Annotated in this window: 19 protein-coding genes and 1 tRNA gene; 16 read left to right on the forward strand and 4 right to left on the reverse strand. The window is 66.9% G+C overall.

Annotated features, from left to right (window positions below):
• Nucleotides 1–35 precede the first annotated feature (35 nt).
• Nucleotides 36–1058: a hypothetical protein gene (locus A5713_RS09720; RefSeq protein ID WP_231980315.1), complete on the forward strand. Its 1023-nt coding sequence runs from the start codon at nt 36–38 to the stop codon at nt 1056–1058.
• Between the two features lie 64 nt (nt 1059–1122).
• Here A5713_RS09720 and A5713_RS09725 read toward each other — a convergent pair whose 3' ends face one another.
• From A5713_RS09725 to A5713_RS09730, 3 genes are all read right to left on the reverse strand, one after another.
• Nucleotides 1123–1638, reverse strand: coding sequence for a hypothetical protein (locus A5713_RS09725; protein ID WP_068095017.1), 516 nt, complete (start codon nt 1636–1638; stop codon nt 1123–1125).
• A gap of 151 nt (nt 1639–1789) precedes the next feature.
• Complete coding sequence (locus A5713_RS27470; RefSeq protein ID WP_156751824.1) at nt 1790–2206, reverse strand: hypothetical protein; 417 nt, start codon at nt 2204–2206, stop codon at nt 1790–1792.
• A gap of 781 nt (nt 2207–2987) precedes the next feature.
• Nucleotides 2988–3061: transfer RNA gene (locus A5713_RS09730), tRNA-Leu, on the reverse strand.
• A gap of 355 nt (nt 3062–3416) precedes the next feature.
• Here A5713_RS09730 and A5713_RS09735 point away from each other — a divergent pair.
• The 4 genes from A5713_RS09735 (at nt 3417) to A5713_RS09750 (ending at nt 6332) form a co-directional block, all read left to right on the forward strand.
• Nucleotides 3417–4322, forward strand: a complete 906-nt coding sequence (locus A5713_RS09735) for a PE domain-containing protein (protein ID WP_068095063.1) — start codon at nt 3417–3419, stop codon at nt 4320–4322.
• Between the two features lie 60 nt (nt 4323–4382).
• On the forward strand, nt 4383–5543 hold the full coding sequence (locus A5713_RS09740) for a PPE domain-containing protein (protein ID WP_068095022.1): 1161 nt from the start codon (nt 4383–4385) through the stop codon (nt 5541–5543).
• 163 nt (nt 5544–5706) lie between these two features.
• Nucleotides 5707–6003 carry a WXG100 family type VII secretion target gene (locus tag A5713_RS09745; RefSeq protein WP_007168951.1) on the forward strand — a complete coding sequence of 99 codons (297 nt, stop codon included), beginning with the start codon at nt 5707–5709 and terminating at the stop codon, nt 6001–6003.
• A gap of 44 nt (nt 6004–6047) precedes the next feature.
• Nucleotides 6048–6332 carry a WXG100 family type VII secretion target gene (locus A5713_RS09750; protein WP_046182844.1) on the forward strand — a complete coding sequence of 95 codons (285 nt, stop codon included), beginning with the start codon at nt 6048–6050 and terminating at the stop codon, nt 6330–6332.
• Between the two features lie 80 nt (nt 6333–6412).
• On the opposite strand, the gene A5713_RS09755 is transcribed toward A5713_RS09750, so the two are convergent.
• A complete protein-coding gene (locus A5713_RS09755; RefSeq protein WP_068095025.1) occupies nt 6413–7780 on the reverse strand; it encodes a PPE domain-containing protein in 1368 nt (455 codons plus the stop codon).
• A gap of 443 nt (nt 7781–8223) precedes the next feature.
• On the opposite strand from A5713_RS09755, the gene A5713_RS09760 reads away from it, so the two are divergent.
• The 11 genes from A5713_RS09760 (at nt 8224) to A5713_RS29135 (ending at nt 20355) form a co-directional block, all read left to right on the forward strand.
• Nucleotides 8224–8997, forward strand: a complete 774-nt coding sequence (locus A5713_RS09760) for a response regulator transcription factor (RefSeq protein WP_068095028.1) — start codon at nt 8224–8226, stop codon at nt 8995–8997.
• Nucleotides 8994–10511, forward strand: coding sequence for a cell wall metabolism sensor histidine kinase WalK (locus tag A5713_RS09765; RefSeq protein WP_067928252.1), 1518 nt, complete (start codon nt 8994–8996; stop codon nt 10509–10511). The genes A5713_RS09760 and A5713_RS09765 overlap by 4 nt, the downstream gene beginning before the upstream one ends.
• Nucleotides 10512–10558: 47 nt before the next feature.
• Entirely contained in the window at nt 10559–11440 is an 882-nt protein-coding gene (locus A5713_RS09770; protein WP_068095031.1) for an alpha/beta fold hydrolase, read from the forward strand.
• 131 nt (nt 11441–11571) lie between these two features.
• Nucleotides 11572–11724, forward strand: a complete 153-nt coding sequence (locus A5713_RS29130; RefSeq protein WP_231980317.1) for a hypothetical protein — start codon at nt 11572–11574, stop codon at nt 11722–11724.
• Complete coding sequence (kdpF, locus tag A5713_RS29670) at nt 11721–11810, forward strand: K(+)-transporting ATPase subunit F (RefSeq protein ID WP_082972872.1); 90 nt, start codon at nt 11721–11723, stop codon at nt 11808–11810. The genes A5713_RS29130 and kdpF overlap by 4 nt, the downstream gene beginning before the upstream one ends.
• On the forward strand, nt 11810–13480 hold the full coding sequence (gene kdpA, locus A5713_RS09780; protein WP_068095039.1) for a potassium-transporting ATPase subunit KdpA: 1671 nt from the start codon (nt 11810–11812) through the stop codon (nt 13478–13480). Before kdpF ends, kdpA begins: the two co-directional genes overlap by 1 nt.
• Nucleotides 13480–15630 (forward strand): potassium-transporting ATPase subunit KdpB, encoded by a 2151-nt coding sequence (gene kdpB / locus A5713_RS09785; protein ID WP_068095042.1) that lies wholly within the window; start codon nt 13480–13482, stop codon nt 15628–15630. The genes kdpA and kdpB overlap by 1 nt, the downstream gene beginning before the upstream one ends.
• A gap of 1 nt (nt 15631) precedes the next feature.
• Nucleotides 15632–16555 (forward strand): potassium-transporting ATPase subunit C, encoded by a 924-nt coding sequence (locus A5713_RS09790; RefSeq protein WP_068095047.1) that lies wholly within the window; start codon nt 15632–15634, stop codon nt 16553–16555.
• A 12-nt stretch (nt 16556–16567) separates the two neighbouring features.
• Complete coding sequence (locus A5713_RS09795; protein WP_068095049.1) at nt 16568–19135, forward strand: sensor histidine kinase KdpD; 2568 nt, start codon at nt 16568–16570, stop codon at nt 19133–19135.
• On the forward strand, nt 19132–19812 hold the full coding sequence (locus tag A5713_RS09800; RefSeq protein ID WP_067928272.1) for a response regulator: 681 nt from the start codon (nt 19132–19134) through the stop codon (nt 19810–19812). The genes A5713_RS09795 and A5713_RS09800 overlap by 4 nt, the downstream gene beginning before the upstream one ends.
• Nucleotides 19813–20067: 255 nt before the next feature.
• Nucleotides 20068–20355: a hypothetical protein gene (locus A5713_RS29135; RefSeq protein WP_067919054.1), complete on the forward strand. Its 288-nt coding sequence runs from the start codon at nt 20068–20070 to the stop codon at nt 20353–20355.
• The last annotated feature ends 32 nt before the right edge of the window (nt 20356–20387 follow it).

Below are 20387 nucleotides of genomic sequence, written 5' to 3' on the forward strand. Positions count from 1 at the left end.
CGTCGCCGGTCACCCCGACGTCATCGTCTGCTCCGGTGTCCAACCGGGCCGGCGCATTGTTCTACGCCAAGGCGGGGTCGCTGTACGTCAGCGCGCCTGCGGGCGAGCCGGGGCGCAAGCTGACGGACGGCCCTGCGGACACCCAGCCCGCGCCATCGCCCGACTTGGCGCACGTCGCGTTCGTGCGAAAGGTGAAGGGTGACGACTACGGCGGTGAGTTATGGGTGCAGGACCTCTCGCGAGAGCTCATGCCCGTCGGTCCGCCGCGGCGGCTCGTGGACCCGGCGAAAATTCCGCAGGTCCCCGACGAGGGACCGACCATGGTCGCAAGCCCCAGGTGGTCGCCGAAGGGACAACAGGTGGCCTTCGTCGACCACCCCGCTAACGGGATCATCAACGGTGGCCGCCTGCTCGTCGCGGCCACGGACGATGGCGCGCTGGTGCCCGCAGAACCGCCGCTGTTCGCCGTACCCGACTTCGCGTGGTCACCCGACGGCGGCCACATCGTGTGGGTCAACTCGCGCAGCGACGTGCGGCCTGTCGATGTCAATGTGCTCGTGGTCGGCGGCGCATCCAGACGGGTCGCGGCCGACACGAATGCGTTCTCGGTGACCTATGGCAAGGACGGGCAGACCATACTGTTCACCACCGGTGACGCTTCGGGTCCGGATTTCACAACTATTCCCTTCGCTCTGCGTACCGGCGGCATCTACTCCGTCCCAGCCGACAAGGCTGGCGCCCAGCCCACAATCGTGTTCACGCAACAGGGTTCGAACTACAGCGATATCGCCGCGCTGGACTCCGGTGCGGTGGCATTCACGAAGCCGGGCCCCTCGGACTCGTCGAAGGCGATCCAAATTCTCGGCAAGGCGGACTACATGCCGCGTACGACGGCGACTGACGTCGAAGCAAGCGGCCAAGGACCGGCGTGGGGCGCCGGCAACTTCGTGGCCTACCTCGACACCTCTCCGGAAAAGGCGTTGGTGGTAGCCGATTTCGACAACCGCAATCCCAAGCGCGTTGACACCGGCGTCGATGCCTTCGCCTGGACGCCCTAGCCGCTACCAGAGCACGTCGCGGACCGCGAACTCGTCGGCGATCCGGTAACCGCGATCGAAGGCTTCAGGTCACCTGTGCTTGTAGCCACGCGTACAGGTTCGCCGGATAGGACTGGCCCTGGTAGGCGGCCCATGCCACGCCGAGAAAGTTGTCGGTGTCCTTGGTCCACACCACGGCGCCATCGCGGTCGGTCTGGAAGGTGCGCGCCCGGCCACAGGCAACAGACCCGTACGTGGTTCCGTCGGAGATTCGGAGTCGAATGGGATCGGGAGACTTCGCCCCGGGACACGTCGTAGCGGTCCAATCCACGCCATTGACCACCGCCGAGAAAGCCTTCTGCAGCGTTGCCTGGTCACCGAAAATTTGATAGACCGCCGACGTCGGCCCGCCCGCGAACGAGTTAGGCCCACAACTCATTGCGGCCACGGCCGTCCCACGATCAATGGCGTGGCAGGTATCGCTGCTGTAGCCGGCCGGTAGCAGGTCACGTAGCGTGACGGCCGGATCAGCACGGGCCGGAATGGTCGGGACCATGGACGTCAACGCGACAGTCGCAGCGACGCAGGCGAGCCGGTTCATGACGCAACACTCGTCTGGTGCGGGCACGATGACTAGGGACTTCGGACCTCGGTTGAGACAAGGGCTGCGCCTTACCGCGGTCAAAGACCTACGTCACTATCGCGCCGGCCGGCTCAGGATTGGGCTCGCACATTGTGCTTTTCGTTGGTAGCTACCAGACGACAACTTCAGCGTTGTCACCGGCGTAGCAGTTCCAAGAATCGACGACCATGCCGTTCTCGAAATATGCAGGACGCTTGGTGGGGTCACAGAACACCTCATACCACTGATCAGTCGTGGGCGAATAAGCCAGGAAGTGAAGCCCGCCTGCAGTGAATTTGTCGTGGACGTTCCTGGCGAAAGGACAACTGGTGTGACCGCCAGCCACGCCCTCATGGCCGTCAGGGCACATAGCGAACACTGTCACAGTGGCACGCGTTGACGGCGCCGCCAGCAAGCCTGAGCCCAGCAGAGTGATTAACAGGGCAGCGCCCAACAGCCACACGCAAGCGGCGGCCAACCACAGCCTTCTGACGCCTGAGCGTGTATGGCGGTGAACTGCTGCTGCACGTTTCGCGGTGATCTTCATCAGGTGCCCCCTCGGGAGCCATTTGCCGGATAGAGCATTAAGGGTCCGCCATCGCCACCAGCACGCAAGGGCCGTTCGGCCCCGACAGCTCGGGCCCTAGTGCCCAAATGAATCGGAAGTACGCGATCAGCAGTCGGCCAATCGCCCCGAACGGCAACGGGAGGGGTCTCGCCTTGCTAAGAGCGATTCGGATGTTTCGGAAAACCGGTGAACCATTTGATCTACCGACGCTAGTCTTACGCTCTCGACTCCCTCGAAATGGGAGCAAAGTATTTGCCTTGGGCTACAAAACATTTGACGTCAAATCAGACGCGAAGATCCTGACCGAACGCATGATAGGAATCGAGCAAGACCTCCACTATTCGTCGGGTGAAAAGAAGACAGGCGCGGTCTTAACCGGCGTTTATTGCCTGCATATACACCTTCGGGGCGACCGGACGGAAACGTGGATTTGGAGTTCTTGGGCAAAGAGGGCCAGTTGTCTGCCGCGGTCAGCGAGAAAGAATGTCCATCTACCCGCCGACCAACTTAGACTGCTGGCCGACAAGGCAGACCGCTACCGTTCCCTAGTGCTGCTGCTGGGGGTTGGCGGGTTGCGATGGGGCGAGGCTGCCGCTCTGCGGATGATCCATGCCGGGGCCAACCCGAAGGTAGTGCAGCAGATGCTGGGGTATGCCAGCGCGGTCATGACGCTCGATGTACAGCGATTTGTTCGACAGCGACCTGGACCATGTCGCCGAAAGTGTGGCCAACCAGGGCGGCCGGCGGCCACCGACGCCGGTGCCCCCAGTCGGACTCGAACCGACACTTGACGGATTTTAAGTCCGCTGCCTCTGCCAATTGGGCTATGGGGGCTCGGCGGCGAATCTAGCGCGCGGCCGCCGAATCCGGGACACCGCATCCCGCCGTATCGAGCGAAATCGCCCACATGCGGCACTGCAGGGCATCGGCTAGGATCCGCGCCCACGCGCCTTAACCACGGCTTTCCGGCAGATGACAGATCACGCCGCCATGTCGTCCGGCAGGACCATGTTAAAACTGCCGCCCTCATCGTTAAGAAGCCGTAAACGGCTGTCACCCCGGCCCTTTCGGCCGGGAACGTGGAGTCGGGGGTCGTTAGTGTTACGCCAACGCACAGGGGCCGTTACGCGAACACTCAGGGTCGATCCACCGCATGGGGGTCGGCCGTTCCGAACACAAGGAGCAATCGATGTCATTTCTGACGACACAGACACAAGAGATGTTAGCTGCGGAGCAGCTGCTGTCGGGGATCAACACCAACCTGGCGGCGCAGAACGCGGGTGCGGCGCCGGCGACGACGGCGATCATCCCCGCGGGCGCCGACCCGGTGTCGGCCCAGCAAGCGGCCATCTTCACCGCGTACGGCACCCAGTACCAGACCATCGCCGCCGAGGCACAGACGCTGCTGGAAAACTACGCGCAGACCCTGGGCATCAGCTCCAACAGCTACGGGACCACCGAGGCCATCAACGCGGCCCAGTCCGGTATTCAAGCCTTGGATTCGACAGCTCCCACCACGACGGCTGCTACTGCTACCGCGACGCCCGGCAGTGCCCTCGACTGGCTCTCATATCTGCTCGGTAGCACCGGCAACGGCACCAACCCGGCCATGCTCGGCGGGATGTTCGGCCTCTCGAGCAACGGCGCCAACATCTTGAACATCGGTGGTGGCAACTGGGCCTCCGCCGCGTCCGACCTGCTGGGCCTGGCCGGTGGCGGCCTGCTCGACACTTCCGCGGCGGATGCAGCCGGTGCGGCCGCCGACGCGGCGGGCCTGGCCGACGTCACGGCGCCCGTGGCCGGCGGAGGCATGGCCGGGCTGGGTGCCATGCCGATGGCCTCGATGGGCTCGGCGACCATGGTCAGCAACCTCTCGGTGCCGCCGAGTTGGGCCGGCTCGGCCACCCCGGTGGTGGGCACCAGCGCCGCGCCGCTCGAGACGGTCGGCTGGACCGCCGCCGCCCCGCAGGCCGGCATGGGGACCGTCATCCCCGGGATGCCGGGGATGGGCGCGGCCGCGCGCAACAGCGCCGGCTTCGGTGCGCCGCGCTACGGCGTCAAGCCGATCGTCATGCCGAAACCAGCGACCGTCTGACCCTTCGGGCAATCCCCACAGACTTCGAATTCCAAAAGACAAAAGGAGCAGGAAACACAAATGGTTCTTGACTTTGCAGCAATTCCCCCGGAGATCACCTCCTCGCTCATCTACTCCGGTGCGGGCTCGGCGCCGCTGATGGCAGCCGCGGCGGCCTACGCCAACCTCGGTGCCGAGATCAGCACCACGGCGACACAGTGGGAGTCGATCATCGCTTTGTTGACCAGCGAGCAGTGGACGGGAGGCGGATCGGCGGCGGCGGCGGCCGCGGCCCAGCCGATCATCACCTACCTGACCGAGACCGCGGCGACGCTCGAGCAGGCGAGTGCCCAGGCCACGGCGTCGGCGGCGGCGTTCGAGGCGGTGTACGCGGCGGTGGTGCCGCCGCAACTGGTCATCGCCAACAGAACTACGCAGGCGGCATTGTTGCCGTTCGCCGTCATCCCGACCGTCGCCGCCGAGATCGCGGCATTGGACGCGCAGTACGCCGAAATGTGGGCCCAGGATGCCGCCGCCATGGCGGCGTACCAGGCAGCCTCGCTGGCGGCCGGGGTGCTGACTCCCGTGACGCCGCTGACGTCGACCACGAGCCCGGCGGCCGCCGCGGCCGCGGACAGCGCCGCCCTCGGCACTGACTCGACGGCCGGGACCGCCCAGGCGCTGCTTGCCCCGGTCACCTCGGCGGCGACGGTGGCCGCCGACCCCATCACGCCCACGTTCCCGGGCCTGCTGGGCTCGATCGACAACTTCCTCGGCACGCCCGCCGTGCTCAACGGCATCAACGGCGGTGTGAACACCGCGGCCTGGTTCGTCATGAACACCATCCCGACGGCCGTGTCGCTGGGCCACACGCTGGGCACGGTGCCCGCGATCCCGTTCGCGCTCACCGACTCGGTCACGCCGCTCGCCGGTGGGATGGTGCAGGGCACCATGGTCGGCTCGGTGTCCGGTGCGGGCGCATCGGCCGCCCTGGGCGAGGCCTCCGCGGTCGGCGGGCTGTCCGTGCCGGCCGGCTGGAATGCGGCCGCCCCGGCGTCGTTGGCGTCCTCCACCGCACCCCTCGAGGGCTCCGGGTGGACGGCCGCGGCCGAGGCCGAGCCGGTCGCCGCGATGCCTGGCATGCCGGGTATGGCCGCGGCGGCCAAGGGCGCCGGCGCCTACGGCACCGGGCCGCGGTACGGCTTCAAGCCGATCGTCATGCCCAAGCAAGTTGTTGTCTGATGTCGGGACCACCGATACGGGAAATTAGGGGGTATATGTCACCCGTTTGAGGCGATCAGTTAACCGGTAGGCCGTAATCTGTCTATAACGCGGCCACCACCGCATCAATTGCAACTGTTAAGACTTCGACACTGAAGGCTTGCAAGGATAAGGAGAAAGCAACATGGCAACACGTTTCATGACCGACCCGCACGAAATGCGGGCGATGGCGGGCCGCTTCGAGGTCCACGCCCAGACCGTCGAGGACGAGGCCCGCAAGATGTGGGCGTCGTCGATGAACATCGCCGGCTCGGGCTGGAGCGGTCAGGCGCAGGCCACCTCGTACGACACCATGGGTCAGGTCAACCAGGCCTTCCGCAACATCGTCAACATGCTCCACGGGGTGCGCGACGGGCTGATCCGCGACGCGAACAACTACGAGCAGCAAGAGCAGGCCTCGCAGCAGATCCTGAGCAGCTAGCAGCCGAAAACTACTGCTGTCCAATACTTTTAAGGAGCTAAGCAATGACAATCAATTACCAGTTCGGCGATGTCGACGCCCACGGTGCCTTGATCCGGGCCCAGGCCGCGTCTCTGGAGGCTGAGCACCAGGCCATCGTTCGCGATGTGCTTGCTGCGGGTGACTTCTGGGGCGGTGCCGGTTCGGTGGCCTGCCAGGAGTTCATCACCCAGTTGGGTCGCAACTTCCAGGTGATCTACGAGCAGGCCAACGCCCACGGCCAGAAGGTGCAGAGCGCCGGCAGCAACATGGCCAGCACCGACAGCGCCGTCGGGTCCAGCTGGGCCTGACGCCGCGTCCTCACTCGAAGGGCCCGCACACCGTGGTGTGCGGGCCCTTTCGGTTTGTTCGGAAACCCTTGCGGGCCGGGCTATCCGGCCACCGGCGAACGCGGAATCAGTGAGGGACGGAACCCGATCCGGTGAACCCCGCCGTCGGACTCACGCCCGACCATGGCGCCCAGCGGCAGCTTGGAGATTCCGGTGGCCTGCGGCGCCGTCGGCGCCGCGCCCCACCCGGCCGGCGCGACGTTGGCGTCGAGGGCGGCGGGCAGCGGTGTCACCGACGAGACGGTGTCTGCCCAACTCGGCGGCACCGACAACGTTCCCAGCGAGGCCGCCTGGCCCACGCCCGCCGACGCGCCTTCGCCGAGGCCCCCGACCGGCCCGAGGGCTCCCAGGCCGGCCGCGTCCCCGAGGCCGCCCAACCCGGGGACCGCACCGCCTTCGGCCCCGAGGATCGAGCCCGCTCCCTGCAGGTCGATTCCCAGGCCGTACACGTCCATCCCGATTCCGGCGCCGTCGGCGCCCAAACCCGCGCCATCCCCGCCCAGGCCGGCGAAATCGGATCCCACGCCGACCACGTCCGAGGCCAGCCCGGCCGCATCCCCCGTGCCGGCGGTGCCGCCGAGAGCCGTCCCCAGACCCGACGCGGCGCTCAGGCCCGTGCTGGCCGTCTTCGTCGCGCTCTTCGACGTGCCGGTCAAGCTGGAAAGCGCACTGAGGGGACTCGAGGCCCCGGACGTTCCCAATGACGCCCCGGTGCCCACCGCCGCCTGCGACAGGCCCGCGCCGGACGTGGACCCGGGCGTCGACATACTCTGCAGCGCCTGCGGAACGCTTGACATCACCTGCGATGACGCCGTCTGGGCGGCGCTGCCGGCCTGGGTGCCGGTCGCCTGGCTCACCGCGCCCGCCTGGCCGGCGATGCCGCCCGGATTGGTCGTCTGCGGCGGCGGCGCGAAGGCGCCGAAGGTCGACGCGGAGGCGGAGCTGGCGGCGTAGGTGTACATCGCGGTCGCATCCTGCGCCCACATCTCGCTGTATTCGGCCTCGGTCGCCATGATGGCCGGCGTGTTCTGCCCCAGGACGTTCGTGGCGATCAACGCCATGAGGCGGGCACGGTTGGCCGCGATGAGCGGGGGCGGCACCGTCATCGCGTACGCCGCTTCGTAGGCCGCCGCCGCGGCGGTGGCCTGGGTCGCCGACTGCTCGCAAAGCTCCGCGGTGGCCCGCAGCCACACCACGTAGGGAGCGACCGCGGCGGCCATAGCCGTCGATGTCGGCCCCAGCCATTCGTCCGTCAGGGTCGTGATCACCGACTCATAGCCACCGGCCGCCGAGTTCAGCTCCAGGGCCAGCGAATCCCATCCCGCCGACGCGGTCAGCAGCGTCGCTGGCCCGGGCCCCACATACATCCGGCCGGAATTGACCTCCGGAGGCAACGCGCCAAAGTCCATTGCTTTCCTTTGCTAGTTGAGTGACCGCAGTCGAAGCGGCGTTCCGCCGGCCCGGACCTCTGAAAAACGTTTCAGACGACCAGGATTCGTAACACCACGTAACTTGCTCTTAACGACAATTGGAGACGTCGTCGTCCCCGGCCGTCGTGGGTACGCGTTCGGCACCGACGGTACGCGTCGCGATAACACGGGATTCGATTACCGAAATCGACTCTTGCGCTGACGATTTGGAGAGCCTAACCTCGCAAATACTCTGGCCCGCCAGACCAACGACCATGCATCCCAGTATTTTTGGGAACTCAGCTCATCTCAAGCTGGCTGATGCGACACATATGAAACTCATATTTGAGCGGCATGTGATGTGACGCGGCCGACATCCGCACATTTGAGGTTTCTATGAGCTCCGTGACAGTTCGGTGTGTGATTTGCCAGAATGGAGGGACATGACGGCAATGTCGGGATACGCGGGAGGCCAGCGCCCTCGCCAAGCCATCCTCGGGCAGCTACCCAGGATTTACCGCGCCGACGGGTCTCCGATCAGGGTCCTACTGGTCGATGACGAGCCGGCGCTGACCAACCTGGTGAAGATGGCGTTGCACTACGAGGGCTGGGTTGTCGACATCGCCCACAACGGGCGCGAAGCGCTGGCGAAGTTCGACAAGGTCAGCCCCGACGTCCTGGTGCTCGACATCATGCTTCCCGACGTCGACGGGCTGCGGATCCTGGAACGCGTCCGCCAGTCCGAGCCCTATACCCCGACGCTCTTCCTGACGGCGCGGGACTCCGTCATGGACCGGGTCACCGGCCTGACCGCGGGCGCCGACGACTATATGACCAAGCCGTTCAGCCTCGAAGAGCTCGTCGCCCGGCTGCGCGGATTGCTGCGCCGTTCGGGCCAGCAGACGCCGCCGGCCGCCGAAACCCTCAAAGTCGGCGACCTGAGGGTCGACACCGCCAGCCGCGAGGTGACCCGCGACGGCACCCAGATATCGCTGTCCTCGACCGAGTTCGAGTTGCTGCGCTTTCTCATGCGCAACCCCCGCCGCGCATTGAGCCGCACCGAAATCCTCGACCGCGTCTGGAACTACGACTTCGCCGGCCGCACCAGCATCGTCGACCTCTACATCTCGTACCTGAGGAAGAAGATCGACTCCGGCCGGGAACCCATGATTCACACCGTGCGCGGTGTCGGGTACATGCTGCGGCCACCGGAATGACCACGGACCGGGATGCCCTGGCCGGAGACCTTCCGCGGTGGCTACCCCGTTCATTGCGGCGCCAATTGCTGTTGGGCGTACTGGCCGTGGTCAGCGTGGTGCTGATGACGGTGGGAATCGTCTCCGTGCTGAGCCTGCGCGGCTACGTCACCTCGATGAGCGACGCCGACGTCGCCGGTTCCCTGGACGCGTTGGGCCACTCCTACGCCAAATACCTTGAGGGCGAACGCAATCCGTCCGCCGGTGCCAAGCCGCTGGACCAGGCGATGCTGCAGTTCCCCGACCAGACGCCGGGGAACCTGATCGTGGTGCTGCACAACGGGACCGTCATCGGATCGGCGGTGTTCTCGGAAGCCGAGGCGCGGCCGGCGCCCGCCGACGTGGTTCGCGCCATCGAAGCGCAGTCATGGGGCGAGGGGCCGCCACGGACCGAAAACCTGCGCAGCCTCGGGTTCTACCGGCTCAACAGCCACGTCGACGGATCCGACGTCCTGATCGCCGGGGTGTCGCTGAATCTCGCCGACCAGATCATCGCGCGCAAGCAGCTCACCACCACCGTGCTCATCGCGGCCGCGCTGGCGGTCACCGCCGGGCTCACCGTGTGGGTCGTCGGCTACACCCTTCGGCCGCTGCGCCGGCTGGCCGGCGTCGCGGCCGAAGTCGCCGCCATGCCGCTCACCGACGACGACCACCGCATCAGCGTCCGGGTGAGACCGCGGGACACCAACCAGCAGAACGAGGTCGGCATCGTCGGCCACACCCTGAACAGGCTGCTCGACAACGTCGACAGTGCGCTGGCGCAGCGTGCCGAATCCGATCTGCGCATGCGGCAATTCATCACCGACGCCAGCCACGAACTGCGCACGCCGCTGGCGGCGATTCAGGGATACGCCGAACTCACCCGCCAGGACAGCTCCGAGTTGCCGCCGACCACCGAATACGCGCTGGCCCGCATCGAGTCCGAAGCGCGGCGCATGACGCTGCTGGTCGACGAGCTGCTCCTGCTCTCCCGCCTCGGCGAAGGGCAAGACCTGCAGAGCGAGGACGTCGACCTGGCCGAGCTCGTGGTCAACGCCGTGAACGACGCGGCGGTCGCGGCGCCCACGCACCACTGGGTGAAGGACCTGCCCGACGAGCCGGTGTGGGTCCGCGGCGATCATGCGCGGCTACACCAGCTGGTCAGCAACCTGCTCAACAACGCCCGGGTGCACACCCCGCCGGGGGTCACCGTCACGACTGCGATCGCCTGCCACCGCGACGGGCCCGGCGGCCCCGTCGCGGAACTGAGCGTCACCGACGACGGGCCGGGCATCGACCCCGAGCTGCTGCCCCGCTTGTTCGAACGTTTTGCCCGGGCCGACAATTCGAGGCTCAACAGCTCGGGCACCGGGCTGGGCCTTGCCATCGTCGATTCGATCGTCAAGGCCCACCACGGCTCCGTCACCGCCGAATCCGCCGAGGGCAGAACGGTTTTCCGGGTGCGGATCCCGATGATCGCCGGCCCCGGCGCCTGACCCCGCCGACCGGAAAGGCAAAGCGCGTTGAGACCGATCGAGGCCGCATGAGCGCCGGGCGCGCTGAGCCGTGGGAAGTCTTCGTCGGTTGCCCCGAGGGCAGACTGCGCGTCCTGGTGGCGGGCGAGGCCGGAAGTCCTGTGCTACTGCTCAGCGGCGCAGGCGTGGACAACGCGATGCTGAGCTGGCGCCGGCTCATCCCGGTCTTGGCGCAGCACCACCGCGTCTACGCCCTGGACTGGCCCAAACAGGGCGGCAGCCGACCCTGGCACGGTCACGCCGGAATCGATCGGCTGCTGCAGTGCATCACCGACATCCTGGATCATTTCGGCGTCGACCGCGCCGATCTGGTCGGGCTCTCCCAAGGCGGCGCGCTGAGCCTGGCCTACGCCATCGCCGAACCCGGCCGGGTGCGTCGCGTCGTCGCGCTCGCACCCGCCGGCATCCTCTCGTTCCCGCCCGTGGTGCATCAGCTGCTGTGGTTGACGGCGAAACTCTGGCCGGTGGTCTCCGGGGTGTCGACGATGGTGTTTCGTCACCGCACGATGGTGGCCTGGCTGGCACGGCACGCGCTCTTCGCCGGGCCGGTCGACGATTTCGACGACATCGTCGACGAGGTTCACGCCGAGGTGCTGGCCAACGGCGCACGCGCGTCCGACGTGCAGAACGACTCGATAGGCTTCTTCAAGATGAAGCTGGACCTGCGGCCGCGACTCCACGAAATCGCCTGTCCCACACTGTTCATCCAAGGAGACCTGGATCGTGCGGTCAAAGCCGAACAGACCGTCGACGCCGCGCGCCGCGTTCCCCACGCCAGGCTGGAGATGCTTCCCGGCAACGGCCACTGGTCCAACCGGCAGTCGCCGCAACTCGTCAACCGCCTGATCGACGACTTCCTCGCGAACGAGCCACCGGCCAACGATCCCTGATGCAAACCGCGAGGCGGGCGTTAAGAAACCGTAAAGGCGCCCCCCGACGCCGTTAGAGAATTGTCAACCAAAGGCCCTAGCCCAAAGGTGCCAGCTAATTTCAAGCTGACCTTGCCTCCGGGGACAGCGTTGTGGCTGACTCGATGGGGGGCTTTCGCGTGCGCGTGTTCGGTGCTGAACGGAGACAAGATGGGCTCGAAATGGGCATAGTGGCATTTGTCGTGCTCACGGTGGCGGTGTTCGCCGTACTCGGCCTGGTGCAGAAGCTGGTCGAGCGGCTGTGAGCTACGAAAACATCGTCGGTTTGGCGCTTTCCGTCCTTCTGGCATTGTTCCTCGGCTGCGCTCTGCTGTTCCCCGAGAGGTTCTGATGACCGGGACGACCGCCGGACTGATCTTCCTCGCCGTCCTCGTCCTGGCGCTGGTTGCGGTGCATGTGCCGTTGGGCGATTACATGTACCGCGTCTACACCTCGGAGAAGGACGGTTATGTCGAGCGGGGCATCTATCGACTGATCGGGGTGGACGCTCGCTCCGAGCAGAGCTGGGGCGCCTACGCGCGCAGCGTGCTGGCGTTCTCCTCGGTCAGCATTCTGTTCTTGTTCGGGTTCCAGCTCGTGCAGGGCAAATTGCCGCTACACCTGCACGATCCGGCCACCAAGATGACCCCGGGCCTGGCGTGGAACACCGCGGTCAGCTTCGTCACCAACACCAACTGGCAGGCCTATTCCGGTGAATCGACGCAGGGCCACCTCGTGCAGATGGCGGGACTCGCGGTGCAGAACTTCGTTTCCGCCGCCGTGGGCATGGCGGTCGCGATCGCTCTGGTGCGCGGATTCGCGCGCACGCGGACCGGAGAGCTGGGGAACTTCTGGGTGGACCTGGTGCGTGGCACACTGCGGATCCTGCTGCCGATCGCGGTGTTGGGCGCGATCCTGCTGATCGCGGGAGGAGCGATCCAGAACTTCCAGCTGAACGACCACGTCGTCAACGCCCTCAACGGGACGCAGCAGACCATCACCGGCGGGCCGGTGGCCAGCCAGGAAGCCATCAAGGAGCTGGGTACCAACGGTGGCGGCTTCTACAACGCCAACTCCTCGCATCCGTTCGAGAACCCGACCGCGTGGACCAACTGGCTGGAGATCTTCCTGCTCCTGGTGATCAGCTTTTCGCTGCCGCGCACATTCGGGCGCATGGTGGGCAACACCAAGCAGGGCTACGCGATCGCATCCGTGATGGCGTCGCTGTACGCGGTCAGCGTCACCTTCATGATGTGGTTCCAGCTGCAGCACCACGGCACGGTGCCGACCGCGGTCGGCTCGGCGATGGAGGGCCTCGAGCAGCGGTTCGGCGTCGCCGACTCCGCAGTGTTCGCCGACTCGACCACGCTCACCTCCACCGGCGCCGTCGACTCGTTCCACGACTCCTACACCAGCCTCGGCGGCATGATGACCATGTTCAACATGCAACTGGGTGAGGTCGCACCCGGCGGCACCGGCTCGGGCCTCTACGGCATGCTGATCCTGGCCGTGATCACCGTGTTCGTCGCGGGGCTTATGGTCGGCCGTACCCCCGAATACCTCGGTAAGAAGATCAACCCGCGCGAAATCAAGCTGGCCGCAAGCTATTTCCTGGTCACCCCGTTGATCGTGCTGACCGGGACCGCGATTGCGATGGCGCTGCCGGGAGAGCGCGCCGGCATGCTCAACACCGGCCCACACGGCCTGTCGGAGGTGCTGTACGCGTTCACGTCCGCGGCCAACAACAACGGGTCGGCCTTCGCCGGGATCAGCGTCAACACCGACTGGTACAACACCGCCCTCGGCCTGGCCATGGTGTTGGGCAGGTTCCTGCCGATCGTGCTCGTCCTGGCGCTGGCCGGCTCGCTGGCCAGGCAGGGCCAGACACCCGAATCGGCGGGCACCCTGCCCACGCATCGGCCGCAATTCGTCGGAATGGTCGCCGGAGTGACCTTGATTCTCGTCGCGCTCACTTTCCTGCCCATGCTGGCGCTGGGCCCTCTCGCCGAAGGAATCCACTGATGACCGCCTCCGCCGTCGACACAGCCGAAGAGGCTCAGCCGACCGACCACGCAAGCAAGAAACGGGTGCAGGGCGGCTTGCTGGACCCGAAGATGCTGTGGCGCTCGACGCCGGACGCGCTGGCCAAACTCGACCCGCGCACCTTGTGGCGCAACCCGGTCATGTTCATCGTCGAGATCGGTGCCACCTGGAGCACCGTGCTGGCGATCATCAGCCCGACCTGGTTCGCCTGGCTGACGGTGGTCTGGCTCTGGCTCACCGTGTTTTTCGCCAACCTCGCGGAGGCGGTCGCCGAAGGCCGCGGCAAGGCTCAGGCCGAAACCCTGCGCCGGGCCAAGACCCAGACGCTGGCCCGGCGGCTCAAGGACTGGCAACCCGGCGCGCCCGCCGTCGAGGAAGAGGTCGCCGCTCCGCTGCTGCAACAGGGCGACGTCGTGGTGGTCGAGGCCGGACAGGTGATACCGGGCGACGGCGACGTCGTCGAAGGCATTGCCTCCGTGGACGAATCGGCCATCACCGGCGAGTCGGCGCCGGTGATCCGGGAGTCCGGTGGTGACCGCTCGGCGGTCACCGGCGGCACCACCGTGCTCAGCGACCGCATCGTCGTGCGGATCACCCAAAAGCCCGGGGAGAGCTTCATCGACCGGATGATCGCGCTCGTCGAGGGCGCCAACCGGCAGAAGACCCCCAACGAGATCGCCCTCAACATCCTGCTCGCCGCGTTGACGATCATCTTCGTCTTCGCCGTCGCCACCCTGCAGCCGCTGGCGATCTACTCCAAGATGAACAATCCCGGCGTGCCGGACACCCAGGCGCTCAACGCAAACGGCGTCACCGGGATCGTCATGGTGTCGCTGCTGGTGTGCCTCATCCCCACCACCATCGGCGCACTGCTCTCCGCGATCGGCATCGCCGGCATGGACCGGCTGGTGCAACGCAACGTGCTGGCCATGTCCGGGCGCGCGGTGGAAGCCGCCGGTGACGTCAACACCCTGCTGCTCGACAAGACGGGGACCATCACCCTGGGCAACCGGCAGGCCGCCGCCTTCGTCCCCGTCGACGGTGTCTCCGATCAGCAGCTGGCCGACGCCGCGCAGCTGTCCAGCCTCGCCGACGAAACCCCGGAAGGCCGCTCGATCGTCGTATACGCCAAACAACACTTCGGGCTGCGCGCACGCACGCCGGGCGAACTCGCCCACGCCCATTGGGTGGAGTTCTCGGCCGCGACGCGCATGTCGGGGGTCGACGTCGACGGACACCAGCTGCGCAAAGGCGCGGCCAGCTCCGTCGCGGAATGGGTGCGCGGCCAAGGTGGCAAGGTTCCCCATCAGCTCGGCGAGCTCGTCGACGGCATCTCCGCCGCGGGCGGAACCCCGCTGGTGGTCGGCGAGAGCCGCGACGGCGAATCGGCGGTGCTCGGCGTGATCCACCTCAAGGACGTCGTCAAGCAGGGCATGCGGGATCGATTCGACGAGATGCGCAGGATGGGCATTCGCACGGTGATGATCACCGGCGATAACCCGTTGACCGCCAGGGCGATTGCGGACGAGGCCGGCGTGGACGACTTCCTCGCCGAGGCGACCCCCGAGGACAAGCTCGAGCTGATCAAGCGGGAGCAAGAGGGCGGCAAGCTGGTGGCGATGACCGGCGACGGCACCAACGACGCACCGGCCCTGGCGCAGGCCGACGTGGGTGTGGCGATGAACACCGGCACGTCGGCCGCCAAAGAGGCGGGCAACATGGTCGACCTCGACTCCGACCCGACCAAGCTCATCGAGATCGTCGAGATCGGCAAGCAGTTGCTGATCACCCGCGGCGCGTTGACGACCTTCTCGATCGCCAACGACATCGCCAAGTACTTCGCGATCATCCCGGCCATGTTCGTCGCGCTGTTCCCCGGGCTGGACATGATCAACATCATGCGGCTGCACAGCCCACAGTCGGCGATCCTGTCCGCGGTGATCTTCAACGCGATCATCATCGTGGCGCTGATCCCGTTGTCGCTGCGCGGCGTCCGATACACGCCGAGTAGCGCGTCAAAGCTGTTGAGCCGCAACCTCTACATCTATGGCCTGGGCGGCATCGTCGCCCCCTTCGTCGGAATCAAGCTGATCGATCTGATCGTCCAATTCGTCCCGGGGATGTCCTGACATGAGCTTCTCGACTTTCGTCCGCATGCACTGGGCGGCGTTCCGCGCGCTGCTGGTGCTGACCGTGATCACCGGCATCGCCTACCCGCTGTTCGTCTGGCTGGTGGCGCAGATACCGGGGCTGCAGGACAAGGCCGACGGGTCGATTCTCACCGCCGCCGGGAAGCCGATCGGTAGCCGGCTGATCGGTCAGCTGTTCACCGACTCCGCGGGCAACCCGCTGCCCCAGTACTTTCAGAGCCGCCCCTCGGCGGCCGGCAATGGCTACGACCCGTTGTCGTCGGGCGCGAGCAACCTCGGGCCGGAAAGCATCGTCGACACACCCGCCGATCCCGCGCAGCTGGCGACGGGCAAGTCCGCGTCGGACGCGGGCTTCAAGCCGAGCCTGTTGACGACGGTGTGTGCGCGCAGCGCGGCGGTGGGCCGGCTGGAGAACGTCGACGGTTCGCGACCGTTCTGCACGGGCGGCGGTGTGGGTGCCGTCCTTTCGGTGATCGGACCGCGCGACGCCCGCGGAAACGTCGTCCACCCCACCCGGGTCGTCAGCGTCAACGAGCCGTGCCAGGCGACGCCGGCGCCGTTCCTCACCCTCTACGAGGGGGTCCGCGTCGAGTGTGCCAAGTACGGCGAGGACTACGCGATCGGCCAGATCGTTCCGATCCGCGGCGCGGCGCCCGCCGACCCGGCCGTGCCCGCCGACGCCGTCACCGCCAGCGCCAGCGGCCTCGACCCGGACATCTCGCCGGCCTACGCCGATCTCCAGGTCGCCAGGGTGGCCAAGGCCCGGCATGTCGGCGTGGACCAGATACGGGAGGTGTTGGCGCAGAACCGAAGTGGCCGCGGCCTCGGGTTCTTCGGTGAACCATGCGTCAACGTACTGCAAGTGAACCTGCAACTCGATCACAGATATCCGGTCTCGGGCTAGCGCGATAGGGGGATGATGGTTGACGTGAGTGTCGTTGACCACCGCCCCAAGCGCGGCGAGCTGCGGATTTACCTCGGTTCGGCCCCAGGGGTGGGCAAGACGTACGCGATGCTCGGCGAGGCGCATCGCCGGCTGGAGCGCGGCACCGACCTCGTGGCCGGCGTGGTCGAGACCCACGGCAGGGCGAAAACCGCTGACCTGCTTGAGGGCATCGAGGTCATTCCGCCCCGCTACATCGACTATCGCGGCAGCACCTTTCCCGAACTCGACGTGCCGGCCGTCCTGGCGCGCAAGCCACAGGTCGTTCTCGTCGACGAGCTCGCCCACACCAACACCCCGGGCAGCAAGAACGCCAAACGCTGGCAGGACGTCGAGGAACTGCTCGACGCGGGGATCACGGTGATCTCCACCGTCAACGTCCAGCACCTGGAAAGCCTCAACGACGTCGTCGCCCAAATCACCGGCATCGAGCAGAAAGAGACCATTCCGGATTCCATTGTCCGGCAGGCCGCACAGGTCGAGTTGATCGACATCACGCCGGAGGCGTTGCGCCGCAGGCTCTCCCACGGCAACGTGTACGCCCCCGAGCGCATCGACGCGGCGCTGTCCAATTACTTCCGCCGCGGAAACCTCACCGCGCTAAGGGAACTGGCCCTGCTGTGGCTCGCTGATCAGGTGGACACCGCGCTGGCCAAGTACCGCGCCGAAAACAAGATCACCGACATGTGGGAGGCCCGCGAGCGGGTGGTTGTGGCGGTCACCGGCGGTCCCGAGTCGGAGACGTTGGTGCGACGGGCGTCGCGGATCGCGTCGAAATCCAGCGCCGAGCTGATGGTGGTGCATGTCATCCGCGGTGACGGGCTGGCTGGCCTGTCGGAGGCGCGGATGGCCAAGATCCGGGACCTGGCAACCAGTTTGGACGCATCGCTGCATACCGTGGTCGGTGACGACGTGCCCGCCGCCCTGCTCGATTTCGCCCGCGAGATGAACGCCACCCAGCTGGTGATCGGCACCTCGCGGCGGTCGCGGTGGGCGCGGGTCTTCGAGGAGGGCATCGGCGCGAGGATCGTCGAGCTCTCGGGCAAGATCGACGTGCACCTGGTCACCCACGAGGAGTCCAAACGGGGATTCCGCGCGGCGTCGCTGGGTCCCAACGAGCGGCGGGTGGCGTCTTGGCTGGCCGCCGTCATCGTGCCGTCGGCCATCTGCGCGGTCATCGTCAACGCGCTCGACCCGTATCTGGGCACCAGCGGCGACAGCGCACTGTTCTTCGTCGGAGTGCTGCTGGTCGGACTGCTGGGCGGCGTCGCCCCGGCGGTGGCCTCGGCGGTGCTGTCCAGCCTGTTGTTGAACTACTTCCTCACCGCCCCCCGGCACACGTTCACCATCGCCGAACCCGATGCGGCCGTCACCGAACTGGTGCTGCTGCTGGTCGCGGTCGCCGTCGCGGTCCTCGTCGACGGCGCGACCAAACGCACCCGGGAAGCCCGTCGCGCCTCCCAGGAGGCCGAGCTGCTGACCCTGTTCGCGGGCTCGGTGCTGCGCGGCGCTGATCTCGAGACGCTCCTCGACCGGGTGCGCGAGACCTACGCACAGCGCGCGGTCAGCATGCTGCGCGAACCCGCCGAGGAGGACCGCGCCGAGGGCAAGAAGGCCGACGTCGTCGCGTGCGTGGGCAGGGATCCGTGTGTCACCGTCGCCTCCGCCGACACCGCGATCGAGGTCGGCGACGACGAGTTCTGGATGTTGTTGGCGGGCAGGAAGCTTTCGGCCCGCGATCGCCGGGTGCTGAGCGCGGTGGCCAAGCAGGCCGCGGGGCTGATCCGGCAGCGCGAGCTGGCCGAGGAGGCCAGCCGGGCCGAGGCGATCGTGCGGGCCGACGAGCTGCGGCGCTCCCTGCTGTCGGCGGTCAGCCACGACCTGCGCACGCCGCTGGCGGCGGCCAAGGTCGCGGTGTCCAGCCTGCGCGCCGAGGACGTCGCCTTCTCCCCCGCGGACACGGCGGAACTGCTGGCGACCATCGAGGAGTCGATCGACCAGCTGACGGCGCTGGTCGGCAATCTGCTCGATTCGTCGCGCCTGGCCGCCGGTGTGGTGCGCCCGGACATGCGAAGGGTGTATCTGGAGGAGACCGTGCAGCGGGCGCTGATCAGTATCGGCAAGGGCGCCACCGGCTTCTATCGATCCGCCATCGATCGGGTCAAGGTCGATGTGGGTGACGCCGTGGTGCTGGCCGACGCGGGGCTACTCGAGCGCGTGCTCGCCAACCTGATCGACAACGCGCTGCGGTACGCACCCGACTGTGTGGTTCGGGTCAACGCGGGTCGCGTGGGCGACCGCGTCCTGATCAACGTCATCGACGAGGGGCCCGGCATCCCGCACGGGACCGAAGACCAGATCTTCGAAGCGTTTCAGCGCCTCGGCGACCACGACAACACCACGGGGGTGGGCCTGGGCATGTCGGTCGCGCGCGGCTTCGTCGAGGCCATGGGCGGCACGATCGCGGCCGGCGACACTCCCGGCGGCGGCCTCACCGTGACGGTGGAACTGGCCGCGCCAGAAATGGTCGGGGCGCAATGACCCGGGTATTGGTGATCGACGACGAGCCGCAGATCCTGCGCGCGCTGCGCATCAACTTGTCCGTGCGAGGTTACGAGGTGATCACCGCGTCCAGCGGTGCCGGCGCGCTGCGCGCCGCCGCCGAGCACAGACCCGACGTGGTGATCCTCGACCTGGGCTTGCCGGACATCTCCGGAATCGAGGTGCTGGCCGGGCTGCGGGGCTGGCTCACCGCGCCGGTGATCGTGTTGTCGGCGCGCACCGACTCGTCCGACAAGGTGGAGGCCCTCGACGCCGGGGCCGACGACTATGTGACGAAACCCTTTGGGATGGACGAGTTCCTGGCCAGGCTCCGGGCGGCCGTCCGCCGCAACACCGCGGTGTCCGAGCTGGAGCAACCGGTGATCGAGACGGAGGCGTTCACCGTCGACCTGGCTGCCAAGAAGGTCACCAAGAACGGCGCCGAAGTCCACCTGACGCCCACCGAGTGGGGGATGCTGGAGGTGCTGGTCCGCAACCGCGGCAAGCTGGTCGGCCGCGAAGAGCTCCTCAAAGAGGTGTGGGGCCCGGCGTATGCCACCGAAACGCATTATCTAAGAGTCTATTTGGCGCAGCTGCGACGCAAACTCGAGGACGACCCGTCCCACCCCAAGCACTTGGTGACCGAATCGGGGATGGGTTACCGCTTCGAGGCGTGAGTGTTTGCGCGGCCGACGCCGCGCGTCCGACGCCGCGGTCGGCGACCGACGTCCTGGTCACATCGGTCACTTCCGCCCCGCGTCGGAGCAATCGTCGATGTGCCCGCCTTACAGCGACTTTTAGGCTCGCTGGTGCTCGGGCTCGCGGAGGATGAGTCACATCCGCCACACCGGCCCCTGGCCGGAGGAATCGACGAGTTGTCCGCCTCGCAGCGACAAGACCGGGGTGTCGTACCGGGGTGCAATGGTGCAGGGATGAATCTCCAGGGAATCGAGCTGCGTTACGTGTTGACGATGCACCTCGCCCACAATGGGCCGGCCACCATCGGTCAAATGATCGAAGCCCTTAATAAACAGGGCTTTCGGATCCGCGGTAGGGCATCGAAAGTCATCTCAGACGCCTTGCGGTGGGAGATGGGCCGCGGCAGAGTGCGTCGGATGGGCCGCGGTCGGTACGGGCCTAGATCCATGCCGCGGTCCACCGAATACCGTATTCATCAGCGCGTGCTGTCTCTGCGGCAGGCGACGAGGTTGTCGCTATGAGGCGGACAACTCGTCGATTCCTCCGGCCAGGG

The sequence above is a fragment of the Mycobacterium sp. E2497 genome (genome assembly GCF_001668695.1).
Taxonomy (GTDB): Bacteria; Actinomycetota; Actinomycetes; order Mycobacteriales; family Mycobacteriaceae; genus Mycobacterium.